This is a genomic window from Actinomadura rugatobispora (assembly GCF_055379765.1).
On sequence record NZ_AP029191.1, the window covers coordinates 12,308,413 to 12,329,026 of the forward strand.

The following is a 20,614-nucleotide window of genomic DNA, read 5'->3' on the forward strand; positions in this document are numbered from 1 at the left end:
GCCGCCGGAGGAGATCGGGAAGCGCGGGCAGCGACCGGGCACCGCCAGGAGGAGCCATGTATCCAGGAACGTTCGCCAGATCGTCCCCCGCCCTGCCGGCCGTCGTGATGGGCGGCTCCGGCGAGGTCGTCACCTACCGCGACCTCGACGCCCGGTCGAACCGCGTCGCCCACCTGCTGCGCCGCCAGGGTCTGCGGCCGGGGGACGCGCTCGCGGTGCTGAGCGGCAACCGGCCCGAGGTCTTCGATCTCGCCTGGGCCGCCCAGCGCGCGGGACTCCAGCTGACGATGGTCAACCACCACCTCACCCCCGAGGAGTCGGCCTACATCGCCGGCGACAGCGGCGCCAAGGTCGTGGTGATGACGCGGGAGCTCGCCGGCACGGCCTCGGCGCTGACCCCCGAGGCGCTCCCGGGCATCGAGCGCCGGCTGATGATCGGCGGCACGGTCCCGGGCTGGGAGGCGTACGAGGAGGCCGTCCGGGACCTGCCGGACACCCCGATCCCGGACGAGTGCGAGGGCGACATCATGCTCTACTCGTCCGGGACGACCGGCCGGCCCAAGGGCATCCGCCGTGAGGTGAGCGCGGCCCCCATGGGCACCTACCCGGACGTCCCCGGACACTGGCTCCGCGAGACCCTGGGCATGCTGCCCGGCGACGTCTACCTGTGCCCCGCCCCGCTCTACCACGCCGCTCCCCTGGCCTGGTCGATGGCCTGCCACCGCACCGGGTCGACCGTCGTCGTCATGGAGCGCTTCGACGCCGAGGAGGCGCTCCGGCTGATCGAGCGGCACAGGGTGACGCACGGCCAGTGGGTGCCGACCATGTTCGTCCGCATGCTGAAGCTGCCCGAGAGGATCCGCCGCCGGTACGACCTGTCGAGCCTGCGCTGGGCGGTGCACGCCGGCGCCCCCTGCCCGGTGCCGGTCAAGCGCCGGATGATCGAGTGGTGGGGGCCGGTCCTGTACGAGTTCTACTCGGCCACCGAGGGCATCGGCGCCACCGCGATCACCTCCGAGGAGTGGCTGCGCAGGCCGGGCTCGGTCGGGCGGCCGCTCATGGGGCGCCCGCACATCCTCGACGAGCGGGGCCGTGAACTGCCGCCCGGCGAGGTGGGCGTGATCTGGTTCGAGGGCGGCACGCCCTTCGAGTACCGCGGCGATCCGGGCAAGACGGCCGCGGCGACGGACCGGCGCGGCTGGCGGACGGTCGGCGACATGGGCCGGCTGGACGACGACGGCCACCTCTACCTGACCGACCGCGCCATCAACATGATCATCTCCGGCGGGGTCAACATCTACCCGCAGGAGGTGGAGGACGTCCTGGTCGAGCACCCCGACGTCGCCGACGCCGCGGTCCTCGGCGTGCCCGACGCGGAGATGGGCGAGCAGGTCAAGGCGGTCGTCCAGCTGGAGGAGGGCGGCCCGGCGGACGGCGGCACGGCCGCCCGGCTGTTCGAGCACTGCCGGGCGCACCTGGCGGGCTACAAGTGCCCGCGCTCGATCGAGTTCACCGGCGAGCCGCTGCGCACCCCGGCCGGAAAAATCCGCAAGGAGCCCCTGAAGCGGCGCTTCGGCGCGGGGCCGGGCCCCTTCACCCGGTCCGGGAACGGGCCCACCCCGGACTCGAAACCAGCATCCTAGTACAATCATTTAGCTACTAAGCCGCAAGGAGAGGGCCCCGTGGACATCAGCTACCCGCCCGAGGCCGAGGCGTTCCGCGCGGAGGTCAAGGACTTCCTCGCCGAGCACCTTCCGGCCGACTGGCCCGGAATCGGAGCCCTGGACGAGGAGCCCGCCTGGGAGTTCGCCCGGAAATGGCGCGCGCTGCTCGCCGAGCGGGGCTACCTGGCGGTCGCCTGGCCGGAGGAGTACGGGGGCCGCGGCCTGTCGAAACTGCACCAGGTGGTGCTCATGGAGGAACTGGCCCGCGCGGGCGTCCCCTTCGGCCTGCCGCAGGACACCTTCGGCGTCAAGATGCTGGCGAACACGCTGCTGCGCTGGGGCACCGAGGAGCAGAAGAAGCACTTCCTGCCCCGGATCCTGAGCGGCGAGGACACCTGGTGCCAGGGCTACTCCGAGCCGGACGCCGGCTCCGACCTGGCCTCGCTGACCACCCGCGCGGTGCTCACCCCGGCCCGCCGCCCCTCCCTGGACGGCGGCGAGTGGGTGATCGACGGGCAGAAGGTGTGGACCTCCGGGGCCCACCAGGCCGACTGGATCTTCGTCCTGGCGCGCACCGACCAGCGGGCGCCCAGGCACCGCGGCATCTCGTTCCTCCTGGTGCCGCTGGACCAGCCGGGGGTGGAGGTGCGGCCCTTCCGGATGGCCGGCGGGCAGATGCACTTCAACGAGGTGTTCTTCACCGGCGCCCGCACCCGGGCCGACCTCGTCGTCGGAGGCGTCGACAACGGCTGGACGGTGGCGCAGAGCCTGCTGGGCGTCGAGCGCGGCGAGGAGGCCGCCACCAACCCCATCCTGTTCAAGGCCGAGCTCGAGCGCCTGATCGAGCTGGCCCGGCTGTACGGCAAGGACCGCGACCCCGTGATCCGCCAGCGCATCGCCTGGTGCTGGTCGAAGGTGGAGATCATGCGCCATCTGGGCCACCGGATCCTGACCGGCTGGCTCAAGGGCGCCGAGCCCGGTCCCGAGTCGTCCATCGCCAAGCTGTACTGGAGCGAGTACCACCTCCAGGTCACCGACCTGGCCATGGACATCATGGGCATGCACGCCCAGGTGCCCACCGGCCGGCCGCCGCTGCGGACCTACCGCACCGACGACCCCGGCGCGGCGAACTCCTCCGGCTCCTGGTCGGCCACGTACCTGATCGCCCGCTCGGGGACGATCTACGCCGGAACCTCCCAGGTGCAGCGCAACATCCTCGCCGAGAAGGTCCTCGGCCTGCCGCGCGAACCGCGTCCGGCACCGAAGTGAGCACGGGTCCTCCCACCACAGGCCGTCAGCCCATCCGCTCCGTCCGAACAGGAGATCCCATGACCGACCCTTACGACGGGTTCAGCTCGCTGAAGTTCGACCGTCCCGCCCCGGGCGTGCTGCGCCTCGTCCTCGACGCCCCCAATCTCAACGCCGTCGATCCGCGGATGCACCGCGAGCTGGCCGACGTGTGGCCGGTGATCGACCGGGACGAGGAGACGCGCGCCGTTCTCGTCCGGGGCGCCGGCAAGGCGTTCTCCGCCGGCGGCACCTTCGACTCCATCGAGGCGATGACCGAGGACTACGCGGTGCGCGTCCGCGTGATGCGTGAAGCCCGGGACATGGTCTACGGGGTGCTGGACTGCGCCAAGCCGGTGGTGTCGGCCATCCACGGGCCCGCGGTCGGAGCCGGGCTGGTGATCGGCATGATGGCCGACATCTCCATCGCCGGCCGTACAGCGAAGATCGTCGACGGGCACACCCGGCTCGGCGTCGCCGCGGGCGATCACGCCGCCATCTGCTGGCCGCTGCTGTGCGGCATGGCCAAGGCCAAGTACTACCTGCTGACCTGCGAGACGCTCACCGGCGAGGAGGCCGAGCGGATCGGGCTGGTCTCCAGGTGCGTCGACGACCCCGAGGTGCAGGACGAGGCGCTGCGGGTGGCCACGAAGCTCGCCGCGGGCTCGGTCAGCGCCATCAGCTGGACCAAACGCTCCCTCAACCACTGGTACCGCTCCGCCGCCCCCATCTTCGAGGCCTCCCTCGGCCTGGAGTTCCTCGGGTTCGGCGGGCATGAGGTCCGCGAGGGCCTGGCCTCGCACCGGGAGAAGCGCCGCCCCGACTTCGAGGCGGTCGCCCGGAAGAACCCGCTGGACCTCTGAGGGCACGGCGGCGCATGTGCGGTGGGTGCCGGTCGCGGCGGGTGTCAGTCGAGGAGTTCGAGGAGGGTCTTGGGGCCGGCGGCGTTGACCACGTCATCGGCGGCGGTGATGTGGCGGTGCCACAGCTTGGCCGCCTCCTCGGCCTTGCCCGCCTCGATCAGGTTCACCAGCCGCACATGCGCCCGGTGCCCCTTGCGCGCCTGCGCCGTGTGCTCGGGGTTGGTGCCCTCCACGGCGACGTGCGCGGCGTTCGCACGGTCGACGATGTACCGCAGCATGCCGGCGAGCAGGATCAGGGTCTGGTTCCCGGTCAGCTCCACCAGCAGCCCGTGGAACCGGTCCTGGGCGGCCACCAGGGCGTCGGGGTCCTCCAGTGCGGCCTTCTCGGCCTCCAGCGCCTCCCGCAGCTGGGCCACGGCACCCGCCGGCGGCTTCTGCGCCAGCACCCGCACGCACGCGGGCTCGATGATCGCGCTCGCCCCGAACACGTCGCCCACCGACGTCTGCCGGTACTCCAGGATCAGCCCCGCGTACCGCGCGGCCACCTCGGGGTCGGGGGCGCTCACCCGCGCCCCGCCGTGCACCCCGCGGCGCACCGTGATCAACGATTCCGACTCCAGCACCCGGAACGCCTCGCGCAACGTGGGCCGGGACACCCCGAACTGCTCCATCAGGGCCGACTCCGACGGCAGCGCGTCCCCGATCGCCAGCTCGCCCCGGATGATCTGGCGGCGCAGCGAGCCCGCGACCAGCTCGGCCGTCTTGGGCACCCGGACCCGGCGCCCGACCCGCGCGCGCGCCGGCACCGTTGTCGCAGGGAGTTCCGCCGACGGAACAGATCGCGCCACCTCAGCCACTTCCGACACCCCTCCGCACACCCTGCAACAACAGTCAGATGATTTTGACTAGCACAACAAGCCTAGCAGGGCACCCATGACACGGCCGTTCCGGTCAACAGCGCGCCTCCGTGACGCACACCACTCCGGCGCGCCCCCGGCCCGCCCGGCCGGCACAGGCACTAAAAAGGCTAACTAATTTACATATCTATCTCTTTTTCGCTACCCTGCGGACAGGATGACATCGCCGGGCCCGGCCCGGAGTGAAGGAGTCGTCGATGACGAAGACCAAGGCCAGGCCGGTCGCCGAGGAGCTTTTCACCTGGCCCTCCGACGAGCCGAGGCTCATCGGCTCGCAGTGCGCCGGGTGCGGGCTGGTGGCCTTTCCGGCGGCCGGCCACTGCGCGCGCTGCGGAAGCGGCGAGGCCGCGCGCCGGACGCTGTCGAACCGGGGAACCCTCTGGACGTTCACGACCCAGGGGTTCCGCCCGCCGTCCCCGCCCTACGACGGCAACGACACCGCCGAGACCTTCCAGCCGTACACGGTCGGCTACATAGAGCTCCCGGACGGCGTGCTGGTGGAGGCCCGGCTGACCGAACCCGACCCGCGGGCCCTGACCATCGGGCAGCCGATGCGCATGGTGGTGGTCCCCTACAGCGTCGCCGACGACGGCACGCAGATCCTGACGTTCGCGTTCGCGCCCGCCGGCGCCACCGCCGAGGAGGCATGATGGAAGCGGTCATCATCGGTGTGGGCCTGCACCCCTTCGGGCGGTTCCCGGGCAAGTCGGCGATGGACATGGGCGCCGAGGCCGTCCGGCTCACGCTCGCTGACGCGGGCGTGACCTGGCCCCAGATCCAGGGCGGTTTCATCGGCAGCCTCGAGGTGGCCAACCCCGACGCGATCGTGGGCCGCCTGGGCCCGACCGGCCTCCCCCTCCGCGGGGTGTTCAACGGCTGCGCGACCGCCGGCATCGCCGTCTCGATGGCCGCCAAGGCCATCGAGACGGGCGAGCACGACCTGACCATCGCCATCGGCATGGACAAGCATCCCCGCGGGGCGTTCGCGGCGCACCCCTCGGTGGCGGGTCTCCCCGACTGGTACGGGCAGACCGGCATGTTCCTCACGACCCACTTCTTCGGCATGAAGATCAACCGCTACATGCACGACCACGGCATCACCGAGCGGACCCTGGCCAGGGTCGCGGCCAAGAACTTCCGCAACGCCTCCGGCAACGAGAAGGCGTGGCGGCGCACCCCGCTGTCCGAGGAGGAGATCCTCGCCTCTCCGGTCCTCAACCACCCGTTGCGGCAGTACATGTACTGCGGCCCGGACGAGGGCGCGGCGGCCGTGGTGCTGTGCCGCGCCGACCAGGCGCACAAGTACACCTCCACTCCCGTGCGCGTCCGGGCCAGCGTCATGCGCAGCCGCAGGCTGGGGGCCTTCGAGGTGCAGAGCCCCTCGATGCCCGCCGGCGAGCCCGCGCCGAGCCCCAGCGTGGACGCGTCCCGGGCGGCCTACGAGGCCGCGGGCATCGGCCCCGAGGACGTCCAGATCGCCCAGCTCCAGGACACCGACGCCGGCTCCGAGATCATCCACATGGCCGAGACCGGGCTCTGCAAGGACGGCGAGCAGGAGCGTCTCATCGCCGAGGGCGCGACCGAACCCGGCGGCCGGCTCCCGGTCAACACCGACGGCGGCCTGATCGGCAACGGCGAGCCCATCGGCGCGTCCGGGCTCCGCCAGATCCACGAGATCGTCCACCAGCTGCGGGGCACCGCGGGAGCGCGGCAGGTCCCCGGCGCGCCCCGCGTCGGCTACACCCACCTCTACGGGGCGCCGGGAGTCTCCGCCGTCACCATCCTGTCCACCTGATCACCCGAGGGGCGGCGCCGGGCGACCCCGCGTCGCCCGGCCCGCCCCCGACCACCTGACCGCGCGGTCGAACGAAACGTCCAAGGAGCACATCGATGGCCCACGACACCGGCGGCGGCGCCGGCGACCTGCCGGCGTTCACCGCCGAGGTCCGCGCCTTCCTCGACGCCCGCGCCCCGGGCGCGGCCGGGCGCGAGGGAGAAGGCACGGCGTTCGCCTGGGGTACGGGCGACGACCGCATGGCCTACTTCAGCTCGGATCCGCCCGACGTGGAGAAGCGCAAGATCCAGGAAGCGCGGGACTGGCAGCGCACCCGCTACGAGAACGGCTTCGGCTGGATCACCGGTCCCGAGGAGTACGGGGGCCGGGGGCTGACCCCGGTGCACGAGATGGTCTACAACGCCGTCGAATCCGAGTACGGCGTGCCGGACACCGGCGTCCTCAGCGTCATCGGGCTGGGGATGATCGGGCCGACGATCCTGGCCCACGCCCAGCCGCACGTCAAGGACCGCTGGCTGCCCGAGATGTACCGGGGCGACGCCATCGCCTGCCAGCTGTTCAGCGAGCCCGAGGCGGGCTCCGACCTGGCGAGCGTGCAGACCCGCGCCGTCCGGGACGGCGACGCGTGGATCCTCGGCGGCCAGAAGGTGTGGACCTCGGTGGCGCACCACAGCCGGATCGGGCTGGCGCTGGCCCGCACGAATCCCGACGCCCCCAAGCACAGGGGCATCACCGCGTTCCTGGTCGACATGACGCTTCCGGGCGTCGAGGTGCGCCCGCTGCGCCAGATGACCGGCGGGTCCGACTTCAACGAGGTGTTCCTCAACGAGGTGCGGGTGCCGGACGATCACCGGCTGGGCGAGGTCGACGGCGGGTGGACGGTGGCGCTCACCACGCTCATGAACGAGCGCGCCACCGTCGGCGGCGACGACGGCGGGCCCGCCGCGGCGGCGCTGTCGCCGGAGCGGCTGGCCGCGGTGATGCGCGCGACCTGGACGCTGGACGACCACGGCGTCCGGGCCCGGGTGGCCGAGCTGCTGGCGGACGTGATGGCCACCGAGCACCTCAACGCGCGGGCGAGGCGGGCGATGCGCGCCGGCGTGGCCCCCGGCCCGGAGATGTCGGTGTCCAAGCTGATGTACGCCCAGAACCTCACCCGGGCCGCGCATCTGGTCACCGACGTGTTCGGTCCCCGCGCCATCGCCGACTCGGGCGAGTGGGGCACCTACGCGTGGTCGGAGCTGCTGCTGGCCACGCCCGCCCTGCGCATCCTCGGAGGAACCGAAGAGATCATGAAGAACATCCTCGCCGAGCGGGTGCTCGGCCTTCCCAAGGAGCCGGGCATCGACACCAGGTCCCCGTTCCGCGAGCTGCGCCGGTCCGGAGCGGAGAAGGGCACGTCATGACGGACGTCGTGGAGCTCTCCGAGACGGAGCTGGACGAGCTGCGGTCCGCGGTCCGGTCCTTCCTCGAGGCCAAGTCGCCGGAGGAGGCCGTCCGCAAGACGATGGAGAGCGAACCCCGGTACGACCCCCAGGTGTGGGCGCAGATGGCCGAGCAGCTCCGCCTGCCCGGGCTCGCCATCCCCGAGGAGTACGGGGGCGACGGGTTCGGCCAGGTCGCCCTGGGCGCGGTGCTGGAGGAGATGGGCCGGGCCCTGGTCTGCTCGCCGTTCTTCGCGACCGTGGTGCTGGCCGCGCGGGCGCTGCTGGCCTCGGGAGACTCCGACGCGTGCGCCCGCCACCTCCCCGGGATCGCCGCGGGGACGACGACGGCCGCGCTGGCGGTCGCCGAGCGCACCGGTGCCTGGGACCCGGTGCAGATCACCACCAGGGCCGTCCGCCGGAGCGAGGCCCCCTCCGGTGGCTGGGAACTGACCGGCACGAAGTCGTTCGTGATCGACGGCGCGTCGGCCGACCTGCTGCTGGTGATCGCGCGCACCACGGCCGGGCCGTCCCTCTTCACGGTCGACCGCGGGGCCCCCGGCTTGACGGCGGAGCCGATGGAGACGCTGGACGCGACCAGGGCCATGGCCAGGCTCCGGCTCGACGGCACCCCCGCCACGCCGGTGGGCACCGACGGCGCGGGAGGCCGGCTGATGGCCCGCGTCCTCGACTTCGCGGCCCTGGGACTCGCCGCCGAGCAGACCGGCGGCGCCGCGCGGTGCCTGGAGAGCAGCACCGCCTACGCCGGCACCCGTGTCCAGTTCGGCCGCCTCATCGGCAGCTTCCAGGCGGTCAAGCACAAGTGCGCCGACATGCTGGTCCAGCTCGAACTGGCCCGGGCCGCCGCACGGGAGGCCGCGCGGCTCGCCGACCTGGGGGACGAGGGGTTCGCCGTGGCGGCCGCCGCCGCCCATCTGACCTGCTCCCGCGCGTACATGTTCGCCGCGACGGAGAACATCCAGGTCCACGGTGGCATCGGCTTCACCTGGGAGCACCCCGCCCACCTGTACTTCCGCCGGGCCAAGTCCTCACAGCTGCTGTTCGGAGGGCCGTCCGCGTCCCACGAACGCCTCCTGGAGAGGCTCGGGATCTGACCCGGCGAGCTCCCCATGGCGTGTCCCAGAGCGTCGACCGGAAACGACGCGGCCCCGGACGGCGTCTCCGCGCCGTGTCCGGGGCCGTGCCCGTTCATGTCCTGCTCAGCCGAAGATCACGCGGGGGTCGTCGCTTCCGCACGCGCAGCGATCCGTGAGCACACGGCCCACCACGTCGAGAGCGATCTCCTGCCGCCCGGTCGCGCGCCGCTCGGAGGCGGCGGCCACGGCGAGGGCGCCGTCCCGTTCCACCACCTCCCATGCCGCGCCGTTGACGTGGGCGCCCGAACGCTCCGCGCACTCGACGGCCAGCGCCGGCCCCAGCGGAGCCATGATCCCGGCCGGCACGCCGGCCTCGCGCAGCCGCTCGGCCGCTCCGGGGCGGGCCAGGACGACGGGGGTGCCGCGGAAGAGGTCACCGATCATGGCCTGACCGCTCAGCGCCTCGAGGGTGTCGGCGGAGAGCCCCAGCACCGCCCGCAGCTCCAGCTCGCGCTGGAAGACCCGGGTACGGGTGTGGTCCCAGCCCATGGCCTCCGCCGTCCCGTAGGTCACTCCGAGATCGCGCAGCGCCTCGATGACCGGCTGGAACCAGACCCCCTCGTGCCCCGAGAAGGTGATGAGGGCGTGGTGGCCGCGTTCGAGGCCCAGGGCCCGCAGCCGCTCCTGCGTCCAGGCCGCGTCGCGGGCGAGATCGTCCCACGTGACCTCGTACTCGGTGATCCCGTCCGGCCGGCTGACGGGGACGATGTAGGCGGTGGCCGGGTGGTCGAGCAGGCAGGCGCGGGCGAGGGTGTCCTTGCGCACCATCACTTCTTCACCACCCTCGGGAACTTGGCCACGCTCCGCACGGTCGACATCAGGTCCTCCTCGGTATGCAGTTCCAGCCGCGCCTCGACACCGGTCCGCTCGCCGATGCCCGCGCGCAGGCGTTCGGCGAGGTCGCCGGTGTCCGCGGTGACCGAGGGGTCGTAGCCCACCCGGACGTGCAGCCGATCCACTTCGCGCGAGGGCCGGACGATCTGGAACACCCCGGCCGCGGTCTCCGGCTCGGCCTCCACGGCCTGCCACACGTCGCGCAGCACCACCGGCCTCCCCTGGACGAGGGTCTCGTCACCGCGCCGGCCGGCCACCCACATGCGCGCGTGCGTGCGCCCGCACGCGCAGCCGTCCCGGCTGAGGCGCACCAGGTCCTCGCTGCGGTATCTGATGAGCGGTGCGGCCCGGTTGTCCAGGTCGGTGGCGACCAGCTCGCCCATCGCCCCGTCCGCCACCGGCTCGGTGGTCGCGGGGTCGAGGCACTCGGCGAAGACCGTGTCCTCCCACAGGTGGAAGCCGTCGTGCTCACGGCACTCCCAGGCGGTGCCGGTGTCGGCCGCGCTCGTGTACTCGTACAGCTCGATGCCCCACTCGTCCTGGACCTTCCGCCGCATCCGGGGGCTGATCGGCTGCCCGGCGCACGCGGCGCCCTTCAGCGACGAGAAGATGTCCTTCAGGTCGTACTTGTCCGCCAGATGCTCCAGCTCGACCAGCTGGGGGTACATGAGCTGGATGTAGGCGGGCCGGTAGCGCCGCACCGCCTCCAGGACCTCCGGCATGCGCCCGAACCAGGTGTCCACGGAGACCACCACCGCGCCGAGGGCGTGGTAGCCGTAGTCCATGAGGTTCCGGAAGGTCCCCGGAGGGCTCAGCACCCGGTCGCCCGGCCGCAGTCCCAGCTCCCACAGGTCGCGCAGCTGGGCGGTGACCAGGGGCGGGGCGCCGTCCCAGATCTCCGCGAAGAACTCCGGATCACCGGTGGTGCCCGAGCTGGAGGTGATCGAGGTCAGCTCCGCGGGGGGCACGCACATCAGCCCGCCGTAGGCGTCTCCGGTGCGCGCCCGGTACTCGCGCACCATGTCCTTGTCGAAGGTCGGGACGCGCTCCTGGAAGTCCTCCAGGGACTTGACGTCCCGCGGGTGCACGCCCTGGGAGTCCCACAGCTCCCGGTAGAAGGACGAGTTCTCGTAGGCGACGGGAAGCAGCTCGAGGATGCGCCGTTCCTGCACCTCCCGGAGCGCCTCCCGGGGCATCGTCTCCACCTCGGGCTCGAGATATCTGTCATCCGGCATATGCCCTCCTCGTTCTGGGCTCGGGGAAGCTGGCTCCGAGTGGGCCCCGGGCGCCCGCGGGGCGGCACCGGTCACGGCCTGAGGAGCGTCGCGCGGCGCGGGGCGTCGCTGATGTGATCTACGACACCGGAATCATCGCCCGAATCGTCGAATCAGTCAACTGATTCAGCGAAATGTTTTCAGCTGCCCGCATCCCGGCCCACCTCGACGTTCCCCGGCCGCCATGTCGCGGCGAGCAGCACCAGCGCGCCGAGCACCCCGGCGCCCACCGCGATCGCCGCCCCCGGCCCGCCGTCCAGGGCGTCGTCGACACCGATCAGCCGGTCGGCCGAGAACCGCCCCCGGACCGAGCAGGGCGAGTGCGGCACTGGCCGCGGCCAGGACGAGCACGTACTCGTACCCGTCCTTGAACACGAAGAAGCCGTTCCCGCGGTGCGCCGTGACCCCCGCGACCACCATCGTCCCGATCACGAAGGCGCAGGCCAGCGGGGTGAGGAGCCCGGCCACCAGGGCGGCGCCCGCCGCGATCTCGCCGGCACCGCTCAGCAGCGCGTGCAGCCGCGGAGGGCGCATCCCCAGCGATCCGAACCAGCGGGCCGTGCCGGCGAGCCCGCCCCCTCCCCACAGATGGTTGCATCCGTGGGCCACCATGGTCACGCCCACGACCACCCGCACCAGCAGGGCCGCCACATCCACCGACGCCATCCGCCGTCACCTCCGCCTTCGAGCTCTCCACTTGGGCCCTGAACGCTAGCAAGTTTTATTTATATAGCTATATTGGAGGAACCTGTCCCTGCTAGCGAGAGGACGGCCGATGAGCGGCGCACTCCCCTACCAGATGATCGACTTCGACACCCACTCGTACGAGACCACGGACTGCTTCACCCGCTTCATGCCGAAGGACAGGCTCGACACCGCCGTGCAGCTGGTGAAGACCGCCTCCGGGGACCAGGTCCTGCTCGCCAACCACCGGGTCATCAACGCGCTGGAGCACAAGAACCTGGACAAGGCCTACATCCCCGGCTCCCTGGCCGAGATGCTCCGGCAGCGCTCCCAGGGGGACGAGGCCGACGCCGAGCGGTTCTTCGAGGACTTCAGGGACGAGTACCTCGACCGGGACGCCCGCCTCGCCACGATGGACGAGCAGGAGATCGAGCGGGCCCTGATGTACCCCGGCGGCTGGGGCCTGCTCGCCGAGGCCTACCTCGACGGCGTCGAGCCCCTGTACGACAACCTGCGCTCGTTCAACCGGTGGATGAACGAGGACTGGGGCTTCGCCTACAAGGACCGCATCTACGCGCCGGCCATGCTCTCGCTGCGCGACCTCGACCACGCCGTGGCCGAGCTGGAGGCCGTGCTCGACGCCGGGGCCAGGTTCATCATGATCCCGGCCGGCCCCGCCTACGGCCGCTCCCCCGGCGACCCCTACTTCGACCCGTTCTGGGCGCGCGTGAACGAGGCGAAGGCCAACATCGCCTTCCACATCTCCGAGTTCCACTACCAGGCCAACGTCGCCTCGCACTGGGGCTGGGGCCTGGTCCCGCCCTTCCAGTTCTCCGCCTGGCAGTGGCAGAACACCTACGGCGAGCGGCCCATCACCGACACCCTCTCCGCCCTGATCTTCGACAACCTCTTCGGCCGCCACCCCAACATCAACGTCGTCGTCAGCGAGTTCGGCGCCGAGTGGGTGCCGCACTTCCTCAAGCACATGGACAAGAGCCGCGGCATGGGCCGCAACGGCGTCTGGCTGGGCGGCCAGCTCGCCGAACGGCCGAGCCGCGTCTTCCACCGGCACGTCAAGGTCGTCCCCTACCCCGAGGACGACGTCATCGCTCTCGCCGACCGGCTCGGCACGGTGGACTCGCTGGTCATGGGCTCGGACTGGCCCCACGCCGAGGGGCTGGCGAACCCGCGGGACTACTTCGCGAAGGTCACCGACCTCGGCGAGGAGAACCGCAGGAAGTTCCTGCGCGACAACGCGCTGCCCCTGCTCACCTCCTGAGCGGCCGAGCGACGGGGGCGGGGCCTCCCGCCGCGACGAGAAGCCGTTCCACCCGCGAGAACATCGGCACCGGGTGGAACGGCGATCCCGGATCACATCAGGGGAAGCATGCCCAGCACCGTCGCGGCCGTGGAGCCCGCGTCGACCGGCAGCGTCGCGGCCGTGATCCAGCCGCTCTCGTCGCCGGCCAGGAAGAGCGCCGCCCAGGCGATGTCCCACGCGCAGCCCTCGACCTGCAGCAGGTTCGCCTTGCGCCGCGTCTCGCGCGCCTCGTCCCCGCCGCGGTCGCCGATCGGGGTGTGCAGGTGACCGGGCACCAGGCAGTTCACCCGTATCCCGAAGCGGCCCCACGCATAGGCGAGGTCCGCGGTCAGCGCGATCACTCCCGCCTTCGAGGCGCCGTAGGCGCCGCTGCCGAAGGCGCGGACGGCGGCGGCCGAGGAGACGTTGACGATGGAGCCGCCGCCGGACGCCCGCAGGTGCGGTAGCGCGGCGCGGCACGTGAGCATCGTGCCGCGCAGGTTGACCTCGACGACGCGGTCCCACTCGCGCGTGTCCGGGGCGTCCACGGCGCCGCCGGTGATGCCGGTGTTGTTGACCAGCACGTCCAGCCGTCCGGCCTCGGCCACGAGGGACCGCGCGGCCCGCTCGACCTCCTCTTCACTGGTCACGTCCGCGACGAGCGGTAGCGCGCGCCCGCCCTGCCGGCCGATGAGGGCGCAGGTCCATTCGGCGCGCTCGGCGGAGACGTCCATCACGCCCACGGTGGCCCCCTGGGCGGCGAAGAGGAGCGCGGTGGCGGCCCCCGTGCCGAGGAAGTCGGGATCCGGCCCGCCACCCCCGCCCGCCACCAGCGCGGTACGCCCGCGCAGCCGGTCCCCGCGCAGCGGCAGCGCCGCGGCCCTGCTGCGCCTCCGGTCCGCATCCGAATCGTTCACGACGGCCTCCCAGGGTCCGCAACGCGTGGAATGAACGCATACAGCTTAAATATATAACGAATCTCTTTACTTGCTCTTGTTGTACTGTTACCTTCCTCACACGCGTCTGGTTCACCACCGAACGCGCCTTGGAGCGATCTTCGGGGCCGCCGTCCCTTCCTTCCGCGCTCGGCCCCACCTATGAGGAGACGTCTGATGACCAGACCATTTCGCCTGCTCGGAACCGCCTGCCTCGGCGCCGCGGCGCTCGTCCTCGCCGGCTGCGGCGACGGCGGCGACGGCGCGGCGAGCGAGACCGTCAACCCGGCCCTCACCAAGCCGGAGATCAAGATCGGGCTGATCGTGTCGCGGACCGGGGCCAGCTCCTCCTCGAGCAAGAGCGGCGCCGACGCGGCCCTGGCCTGGCAGCGCTGGATCAACGCCGGCGACGGCATCGCCGGGCACCCGGTCAAGGTGATCGTCAAGGACGAGAAGAGCGACGGCGCCAGCGCGACCGCCGCCGCCAAGGACCTCCTGGCCGACCCGCAGGTGCTGTCGATCACCACCGAGGCCGCCAACACCGAGCACCAGGTGGCGGCCGCGCTCGGCGGCAAGGACGTCCCCGTCATCGGCGCGACCGGCTACCAGACCAAGATCTGGACCGGGTACCCGAACTACTTCCCCACCACGCCGCAGGCGTTCCCCGGCACCGTGCTCGTCCAGTTCGCCGCGGCCAAGGCGGTCGGCGCCACCAAGTGGGCCTCCGTCTACTGCGCCGAGGTCGCCGCCTGCAAGGAGGCCACCACGCTGCACGGACCGGCCGCCAAGCAGTTCGGCCTGCAGCTCTCCGGGTCGGTGGCGGTGTCGACGACGGCCCCCAACTACACGGCCGAGTGCCTGCGGCTCAAGAACCAGGGCACCGACTTCATCCAGATCGCGGTCGCCCCCGCGGCGGGCCGCAAGCTCATCTCCGACTGCCTCGCCCAGGGCTACAAGGGGTACTTCGGGGCCTCGGCCGGCACGGTCAACGCCGAGCTCACCAAGGCGCCGAACGTCAAGCTCGCCGGCGGGATCCAGGGCTTCCCCTGGTGGGCCGAGGACCAGCCGGTCAAGCAGTTCCGCGACCTCATGAAGAAGCACGCCCCCGACGCCGACTTCGAGACCCCCGCCGCCACCAGTGTCTGGGCGGCTCTCGAGGTGACCCGCAAGGCCGCCGCGGGCATCGGCGACCAGCCGACCCGCAAGGACATCATCGCCGGGCTGCACAAGCTCAAGGACGAGGACCTCGGCGGCCTGCTGCCGCAGAGGCTGACCTACGCCGAGGGCGAGAACGGGCCCGCCATCAACTGCCTGTGGATGTACAAGATGGAGAACGGCGAGTTCACCAGCACCTCGCTCTCGGGCACGTCCGGCAACAGCGTCACCGGCGGCACGCTCAAGACCGACTGCATGAGCGCCCCGGCGACCGGCTGAGGCCGAGATGCAGGAACTGATTCCCTTCCTCGTCAGCGGCCTGGCGATCGGCGCCGTCTACGGCCTGATCGGCACCGGGCTGGTCGTGACCTACAAGACGTCCGGGATCTTCAACTTCGGCCATGGCGCGCTGGCCACCGTCGCGGCCTACCTCTTCTACTGGCTGCACATCGACCAGGGCCTCGGCTGGCAGGTGTCGGCGGCCGTGACCGTGCTGCTGGCCGGTCCCCTGATGGGGCTGGTCATGGAGCTGATCGCGCGGCGGCTGGCCCCGCAGCGGGTGCCCATGAAGATCGTCGGCACCGCGGGGCTGATCCTCCTGGTCCAGGGCCTTGGAACGATCAAGTACGGCCCGGACCCCATCAGCGTGGAGAGCTTCCTGCCGAAGGCCGAGGAGTCCTTCGCCCTCGGGTCGGTCAACGTGCACTACAAGTACGTGTTCACCGCGGCGATCGCGGTGGCCGCCGTCGGCGCGCTGTGGGCCCTGTTCCGGTTCACCCGGACCGGGCTGGCGATGCGCGCCGTGGTGGACGACCCCGACCTCCTGGACGTCAAGGGCATCGACCCGGTGCGGGTCCGGCGGATCGCCTGGCTCATCGGCTCGACCTTCGCCGCGCTGTCGGGCGTGCTGCTGCTGCCCCTGGTGGGGCTGGAGCCGATCGCCCTGACGTTCCTGGTGGTCACCGCGTTCGGCGCCGCCGCCATCGGCGCGTTCACCAACATCCCGCTGACGCTGCTGGGCGGGCTCGCGCTCGGCGTGGCCAGTGACATCACCAAGAACTACCTGCTCGACGTGACCTGGCTGTCGGGCGTCCCCTCCAGCCTGCCCTTCCTCATCCTGGTCGCGGTGCTGCTGCTCACCCCCAAGCGCAGGCTCAGGCCGCCGTCCATCGTCGAGCACCGCCCGCCGCCGCAGTGGCAGGCGCCCGGCCGGGTGCGGCTGGCCACGGCGGTCGTGGTGGTGGCCCTGCTGGCGACGGTCCCCCTCTTCGCCGGCACGAAGCTGACCTTCTACATCGTCGGGCTCACCCAGGTCGTGATGTTCCTGTCGCTCGGCCTGCTGGTGCGCACCTCGGGCCAGGTCTCGCTGTGCCACGCGGCCTTCGGCGCGATCGGCGCGGTCGCCTTCTCCCAGTTGGCCGTGGACCACGGCCTGCCATGGCTGGTGGCACTGCTGCTGGGCGCGCTGATCGTGGTCCCGGTCGGGGCGCTCGTCGCGCTGCCCGCGATCCGGCTGTCGGGCCTGTTCCTGGCGCTGGCGACGCTGGGGTTCGGGATCATGGTGGAGCGGCTGTTCTACCCGCTGAACTGGATGTTCACCCCGCTGAGCAACGGCCGGGAGATGCCCCGGCCGTCGTTCGCCGAGGACGACCGGGCGTTCTACTACTTCGTCCTCGCGCTGGTGGTGGTGATCGCCGCCGCCGCCGTCGCCGTGGAGCGCGCTCGGCTGGGCCGCATGCTGCGCGGCATGGCCGAGGCACCGGTGGCGGTGTCCACGGCGGGCCTGAGCACCAACGTCACCAAGCTGCTCGTCTTCTGCCTCTCCGCCTTCGTCGCGGGGATCTCCGGCATCCTCTACGGGGCGACGCTGCACTCGGCGGGGACGACCGACGTGCACTACACCTCGTTCCACTCGATCATCCTGCTGGCGATGCTGGCGCTGGCGCCGTTCGGCGGGCCGTGGTACGCGATCTTCGTCGGGATGACCGCGATCCTCCCCGGCTACTTCCCCGGCGCGGACACCGGCTACTGGCTCAACGCCGCGTTCGGGCTGTTCGCCGTCCAGGTCGCGATGGCGGGCGGCACACCGCCCGCCCCCGAGCGGCTTCGCGACGCCCTGGAACGCCTGGGCGGGAGACGTCGCACCGCCGCCGAGGCCCCCGGCGACGGCGCCCCCGTCCGGGAGACCGCGCCGGCCGCCGCCCGGCCGGGCGAGGGGTTCCGGGTCCGCGGGCTGACGGTGCGCTTCGGCGGCGTCACCGCCGTCGACGCGGTCGGCCTGCACGCGCCCACCGGGCGGATCACCGGCCTGATCGGCCCGAACGGCGCGGGCAAGACCACCCTGTTCAACGCCGGCACCGGCCTCATCAGACCGGACTCGGGGAAGATCACCATGCACGGCCGGGACGTCACCCGGATGCCGCCGGCCGCCCGCGGGCGCGCCGGGATCGGCCGCACCTTCCAGATCATGAACCTGTGCGACTCGCTCACCGTCGCCGACAACGTCGCGCTCGGCCACGAGAGCGCCCTGGCCGGCGCCCGCCCGTGGTCGCAGCTGGCGGCGCCGCGCGCCCAGCGGCGGCGGACCCGCGCCGCCGCCGGCGAGGCGATGCGGCTGTGCGGCATCGCCCGCCTGGCCGACCGCCAGGCCGGGGAGCTGTCCACCGGCGAGCGCCGCCTCGTCGAACTCGCGCGCTGCCTGGCGGGCCGGTTCGACGTGCTGCTGCTGGACGAGCCGTCCTCCGGCCTCGACCAGGAGGAGACGGCCCGTTTCGCCGAGGTGCTCCAGAAGGTCGTCCGCGAACGCGGTGTCGGGATCCTCCTGGTCGAACATGACATGTCCCTCGTGATGCGCGTGTGCTCCCACATCCATGTCCTGGACTTCGGACAGATGCTGTTCGAAGGCGACCCGGACGCGGTCCGGTCCTCGGAGCTGGTGCGCTCGGCGTACCTGGGCGAGGGCGAGATCGGGAGCGTCGACAACGTTCAGGAGGCCCAGCGATGAGCGGCACCGCGACCGGCGGCACGACCGGCGACGCCACGGGCGGCGCGACCGCGCCCGCGGCGCTCTCGCTGCACGACGTGCGCGCGGGCTACGAGGAGACCATGGTGCTGCACGGAGTCTCGCTGACCGTGCCGAAAGGGGCGGTGGTCGCCCTGCTCGGAGCCAACGGCGCCGGCAAGTCGACCCTGCTGCGGACCGCCGCCGGGCTGAACCGCGTCCAGGCGGGCGGGATCGAGCTGCTCGGCGAGGACATCAGCAGGCTGCCCGCCCACCGGCGCACCGAACGGGGGCTGTGCTTCGTCCCCGAAGGGCGCGGCATCTTCCGCAGCCTCACGGTGCGGGAGAACCTCGCGCTCCAGGCCGCGCCCCGCGACAGGGCCACCGCGATCGAGCGGGCGGTCGAGGCGTTCCCCGCGCTGTCGGGCCGCCTCGACCAGACCGCGGGAACCCTCAGCGGAGGCCAGCAGCAGATGCTGGCCATGTCCCAGGCGCTCCTGCGCGACCCCGCGGTGGTGCTGGTGGACGAGGCGTCGCTCGGCCTGGCCCCCGTGATCGTCGACGAGGTGTTCGCGTTCCTGGAGGGCCTCGCGGCACGGGGGGTGGCCCTGCTGATCGTGGACCAGTTCGCCCAGCGGGTGCTGCACATCGCGACACACGCCTACGTGCTGCGGCGCGGCCGGATCGGCTACGACGGCGAGCCCGGCGAGCTCCTCCAGGGCGACATCTTCGCCAGCTACATCGGCGCCTAGAACCACGGCGGGGCCGTGCCCGGGACACCCGGGCACGGCCCCGCCTCATGCCCTCGAAGGACCTCGGCGACCGCGTCCTAGGGGACGGTGTCGCGCAGGACGCGGCGGAGGACCTTGCCGTTGGCGTTGCGCGGCAGGTCGGTGACGACGTGCCAGTACGCGGGCACCTTGAACCCGGACAGTTCGGCGCGGACGAAGGTCCTCAGCCGCTCGGGGTCCGGCGGCGCGCCCGGATCGGCCGGCACGACGAAGGCGGCGACCGTCTGGCCGAGCCGCGGGTCCGGCACGCCGACGACCGCGACGTCGGCGACCTCCGGGTGCGCCGCGAGTACGGTCTCCACCTCCAGCGGATGCACGTTCTCACCGCCTCGGATGATCATGTCGCTGCGCCGGCCGGAGAGGTACAGGTAGCCGTCCGGGGCGACCCGGCCCAGGTCCCCGCTGTGCAGCCAGCCCTCGCCGTCCAGCACGAACAGGTGGTCGCCCCGCGCGTGCACCTCGCCGATGCCGTCGGCCCCGGGCCTGTCGATGCGCAGTTCGACGCCGGGAGCGGCCCGGCCGACCGACAGCAGCAGTTCCTCGCGCCCCGCCACCGCCGCACGATGGTCGTCGGGCGTCAGCACCGACATCGGCGAGCCCTCGGTCTGCCCGAACATGTTGAGCATGCGGACCCCGGGCACCGCGGCGTACGTCGCCCTCAGCGTGTCCGGGCGGATGGGGGCGCCGCCGTACTGCAGGACCCGCCAGCGCGCGGGGCCGAGCTCCCCGGCGGCCAGGAGCATCTCCAGCATGGAGGGCACCATGCTGGTGTGCGTGGCGCCTCTCTCGCACAGGAGGCGCCAGCCCTCGACGGTGAACCGCGGAATCCCGGTCATGCGGGCCCCCGCGCCCAGCGCGACCACGACGTTCCCCAGTCCGGAGAGATGGTGGAAGGGCGCGCTCCCCCCGTAGAGGCTGTCGGGGCCCAGTTCGCACAGCGCCCCGTTCACCCTCGCGCGGGCCGCCAGGCGCCATTGGGGCATGGGCACGGCCTTGGGCGCGCCCGTGGTGCCGGAGGTGTGCAGGACGATCGCGATGTCCTCCGGCCGGGCGGCCAGCGGGCGCTCCCCCGGTTCGAACGGCGGCAGCGGCACGAGGCGGCGCCCGGTCCGTTCCGCCACCTCGCGTCCCAGCTCCGCGTACTCCGGCTGGGCGAGCACCACCGGTGCGTCGAGGCCCGCGACCACGGTCGCGACCTCGCTCGCCGTCATCCGCGTCCCCAGGGGGGCGATCGGGTGGCCGGCGCCCGCGCCCGCGATGACCAGGGCGAGGGCCTCGGGCGAGGACGCGACGAGCGCGGGCACCGGGGCGCCCTCCGGCAGGTCGAGCGAGTCCAGCCAGCCGGCCGCCCCGGCGGCGCGGTCCAGAAGCTCGCGGCCGCTCCAGGTCGCGTCGCCGTACACGGCGGCGGGCCGGCCGTGGTCGTAGGCCGCGGCCACCATCTCCGACCAGGTGACCTCGCGCGGTCTGGCCGCGGCCGCCGCGCGCTCAGCATCGATCAACGCTTCCTCCATGTCGCCGTCGCGGGGGACG

Annotated in this window: 17 protein-coding genes; 11 read left to right on the plus strand and 6 right to left on the minus strand. The window is 72.3% G+C overall.

Going from position 1 to position 20,614, the window contains the following annotated elements; genetic code table 11:
• The first annotated feature begins 56 nt into the window (after positions 1-56).
• The 3 genes from ACZ466_RS55310 to ACZ466_RS55320 are packed head-to-tail and all read left to right on the plus strand — an operon-like array spanning position 57 to position 3,814.
• Complete coding sequence (locus tag ACZ466_RS55310) at positions 57-1,643, plus strand: acyl-CoA synthetase (protein WP_378283541.1); 1,587 nt, start codon at positions 57-59, stop codon at positions 1,641-1,643.
• A gap of 39 nt (positions 1,644-1,682) precedes the next feature.
• Positions 1,683-2,933 carry an acyl-CoA dehydrogenase family protein gene (locus ACZ466_RS55315; protein ID WP_378283540.1) on the plus strand — a complete coding sequence of 417 codons (1,251 nt, stop codon included), beginning with the start codon at positions 1,683-1,685 and terminating at the stop codon, positions 2,931-2,933.
• Positions 2,934-2,992: 59 nt separating this feature from the next.
• Positions 2,993-3,814 (plus strand): enoyl-CoA hydratase/isomerase family protein, encoded by an 822-nt coding sequence (locus ACZ466_RS55320; RefSeq protein WP_378283539.1) that lies wholly within the window; start codon positions 2,993-2,995, stop codon positions 3,812-3,814.
• A 44-nt stretch (positions 3,815-3,858) separates the two neighbouring features.
• Here the strand turns inward: ACZ466_RS55320 and ACZ466_RS55325 are convergent, their stop codons facing one another.
• Positions 3,859-4,620 (minus strand): FadR/GntR family transcriptional regulator, encoded by a 762-nt coding sequence (locus tag ACZ466_RS55325; RefSeq protein ID WP_378283538.1) that lies wholly within the window; start codon positions 4,618-4,620, stop codon positions 3,859-3,861.
• Positions 4,621-4,928: 308 nt separating this feature from the next.
• On the opposite strand from ACZ466_RS55325, the gene ACZ466_RS55330 reads away from it, so the two are divergent.
• From ACZ466_RS55330 to ACZ466_RS55345, 4 genes are all read left to right on the plus strand, one after another.
• Positions 4,929-5,381, plus strand: coding sequence for a Zn-ribbon domain-containing OB-fold protein (locus ACZ466_RS55330; RefSeq protein ID WP_378283537.1), 453 nt, complete (start codon positions 4,929-4,931; stop codon positions 5,379-5,381).
• Positions 5,378-6,526: a thiolase family protein gene (locus ACZ466_RS55335; protein ID WP_378283536.1), complete on the plus strand. Its 1,149-nt coding sequence runs from the start codon at positions 5,378-5,380 to the stop codon at positions 6,524-6,526. Before ACZ466_RS55330 ends, ACZ466_RS55335 begins: the two co-directional genes overlap by 4 nt.
• Before the next feature lie 95 nt (positions 6,527-6,621).
• A complete protein-coding gene (locus ACZ466_RS55340) occupies positions 6,622-7,932 on the plus strand; it encodes an acyl-CoA dehydrogenase family protein (RefSeq protein ID WP_378283535.1) in 1,311 nt (436 codons plus the stop codon).
• The gene (locus tag ACZ466_RS55345; protein WP_378283534.1) at positions 7,929-9,065 is read left to right on the plus strand and encodes an acyl-CoA dehydrogenase family protein; all 1,137 of its coding nucleotides are present in this window, start codon (positions 7,929-7,931) and stop codon (positions 9,063-9,065) included. Before ACZ466_RS55340 ends, ACZ466_RS55345 begins: the two co-directional genes overlap by 4 nt.
• A gap of 105 nt (positions 9,066-9,170) precedes the next feature.
• Here ACZ466_RS55345 and ACZ466_RS55350 read toward each other — a convergent pair whose 3' ends face one another.
• The 3 genes from ACZ466_RS55350 to ACZ466_RS55360 form a co-directional block, all read right to left on the minus strand.
• Positions 9,171-9,875, minus strand: coding sequence for a hypothetical protein (locus ACZ466_RS55350; protein WP_378283533.1), 705 nt, complete (start codon positions 9,873-9,875; stop codon positions 9,171-9,173).
• On the minus strand, positions 9,875-11,176 hold the full coding sequence (locus ACZ466_RS55355) for a phenylacetate--CoA ligase family protein (RefSeq protein ID WP_378283532.1): 1,302 nt from the start codon (positions 11,174-11,176) through the stop codon (positions 9,875-9,877). Before ACZ466_RS55355 ends, ACZ466_RS55350 begins: the two co-directional genes overlap by 1 nt.
• 165 nt (positions 11,177-11,341) lie before the next feature.
• Positions 11,342-11,881 (minus strand): DoxX family protein, encoded by a 540-nt coding sequence (locus ACZ466_RS55360; protein WP_464042544.1) that lies wholly within the window; start codon positions 11,879-11,881, stop codon positions 11,342-11,344.
• Positions 11,882-11,990: 109 nt separating this feature from the next.
• Here ACZ466_RS55360 and ACZ466_RS55365 point away from each other — a divergent pair, with 109 nt between their 5' ends.
• Positions 11,991-13,178, plus strand: coding sequence for an amidohydrolase family protein (locus ACZ466_RS55365; RefSeq protein WP_378283530.1), 1,188 nt, complete (start codon positions 11,991-11,993; stop codon positions 13,176-13,178).
• Positions 13,179-13,270: 92 nt separating this feature from the next.
• Here ACZ466_RS55365 and ACZ466_RS55370 read toward each other — a convergent pair whose 3' ends face one another.
• Entirely contained in the window at positions 13,271-14,116 is an 846-nt protein-coding gene (locus ACZ466_RS55370) for an SDR family NAD(P)-dependent oxidoreductase (protein ID WP_378283529.1), read from the minus strand.
• 195 nt (positions 14,117-14,311) lie between these two features.
• Here ACZ466_RS55370 and ACZ466_RS55375 point away from each other — a divergent pair, with 195 nt between their 5' ends.
• The 3 genes from ACZ466_RS55375 to ACZ466_RS55385 are packed head-to-tail and all read left to right on the plus strand — an operon-like array spanning position 14,312 to position 19,042.
• Positions 14,312-15,568 carry an ABC transporter substrate-binding protein gene (locus ACZ466_RS55375; RefSeq protein ID WP_378283528.1) on the plus strand — a complete coding sequence of 419 codons (1,257 nt, stop codon included), beginning with the start codon at positions 14,312-14,314 and terminating at the stop codon, positions 15,566-15,568.
• 7 nt (positions 15,569-15,575) lie between these two features.
• On the plus strand, positions 15,576-18,293 hold the full coding sequence (locus ACZ466_RS55380; protein ID WP_464042546.1) for an ABC transporter permease subunit: 2,718 nt from the start codon (positions 15,576-15,578) through the stop codon (positions 18,291-18,293).
• Entirely contained in the window at positions 18,290-19,042 is a 753-nt protein-coding gene (locus ACZ466_RS55385) for an ABC transporter ATP-binding protein (RefSeq protein WP_378283526.1), read from the plus strand. The genes ACZ466_RS55380 and ACZ466_RS55385 overlap by 4 nt, the downstream gene beginning before the upstream one ends.
• Before the next feature lie 77 nt (positions 19,043-19,119).
• On the opposite strand, the gene ACZ466_RS55390 is transcribed toward ACZ466_RS55385, so the two are convergent.
• The gene (locus tag ACZ466_RS55390) at positions 19,120-20,583 is read right to left on the minus strand and encodes a class I adenylate-forming enzyme family protein (protein ID WP_378283525.1); all 1,464 of its coding nucleotides are present in this window, start codon (positions 20,581-20,583) and stop codon (positions 19,120-19,122) included.
• Positions 20,584-20,614 lie beyond the last annotated feature (31 nt).

What these genes read in the sequence shown, in the direction of transcription:
- ACZ466_RS55380 (WP_464042546.1), top strand. Translation starts at nt 15,576, where the DNA reads ATGCAGGAACTGATTCCCTTCCTCGTCAGCGGCCTGGCGATCGGCGCC.
- ACZ466_RS55335 (WP_378283536.1), top strand. Translation starts at nt 5,378, where the DNA reads ATGATGGAAGCGGTCATCATCGGTGTGGGCCTGCACCCCTTCGGGCGG.
- ACZ466_RS55365 (WP_378283530.1), top strand. Translation starts at nt 11,991, where the DNA reads ATGAGCGGCGCACTCCCCTACCAGATGATCGACTTCGACACCCACTCG.
- ACZ466_RS55385 (WP_378283526.1), top strand. Translation starts at nt 18,290, where the DNA reads ATGAGCGGCACCGCGACCGGCGGCACGACCGGCGACGCCACGGGCGGC.
- ACZ466_RS55360 (WP_464042544.1), bottom strand. Translation starts at nt 11,881, where the DNA reads ATGGCGTCGGTGGATGTGGCGGCCCTGCTGGTGCGGGTGGTCGTGGGC.
- ACZ466_RS55320 (WP_378283539.1), top strand. Translation starts at nt 2,993, where the DNA reads ATGACCGACCCTTACGACGGGTTCAGCTCGCTGAAGTTCGACCGTCCC.
- ACZ466_RS55330 (WP_378283537.1), top strand. Translation starts at nt 4,929, where the DNA reads ATGACGAAGACCAAGGCCAGGCCGGTCGCCGAGGAGCTTTTCACCTGG.
- ACZ466_RS55350 (WP_378283533.1), bottom strand. Translation starts at nt 9,875, where the DNA reads ATGGTGCGCAAGGACACCCTCGCCCGCGCCTGCCTGCTCGACCACCCG.
- ACZ466_RS55340 (WP_378283535.1), top strand. Translation starts at nt 6,622, where the DNA reads ATGGCCCACGACACCGGCGGCGGCGCCGGCGACCTGCCGGCGTTCACC.
- ACZ466_RS55345 (WP_378283534.1), top strand. Translation starts at nt 7,929, where the DNA reads ATGACGGACGTCGTGGAGCTCTCCGAGACGGAGCTGGACGAGCTGCGG.
- ACZ466_RS55375 (WP_378283528.1), top strand. Translation starts at nt 14,312, where the DNA reads ATGACCAGACCATTTCGCCTGCTCGGAACCGCCTGCCTCGGCGCCGCG.
- ACZ466_RS55355 (WP_378283532.1), bottom strand. Translation starts at nt 11,176, where the DNA reads ATGCCGGATGACAGATATCTCGAGCCCGAGGTGGAGACGATGCCCCGG.
- ACZ466_RS55310 (WP_378283541.1), top strand. Translation starts at nt 57, where the DNA reads ATGTATCCAGGAACGTTCGCCAGATCGTCCCCCGCCCTGCCGGCCGTC.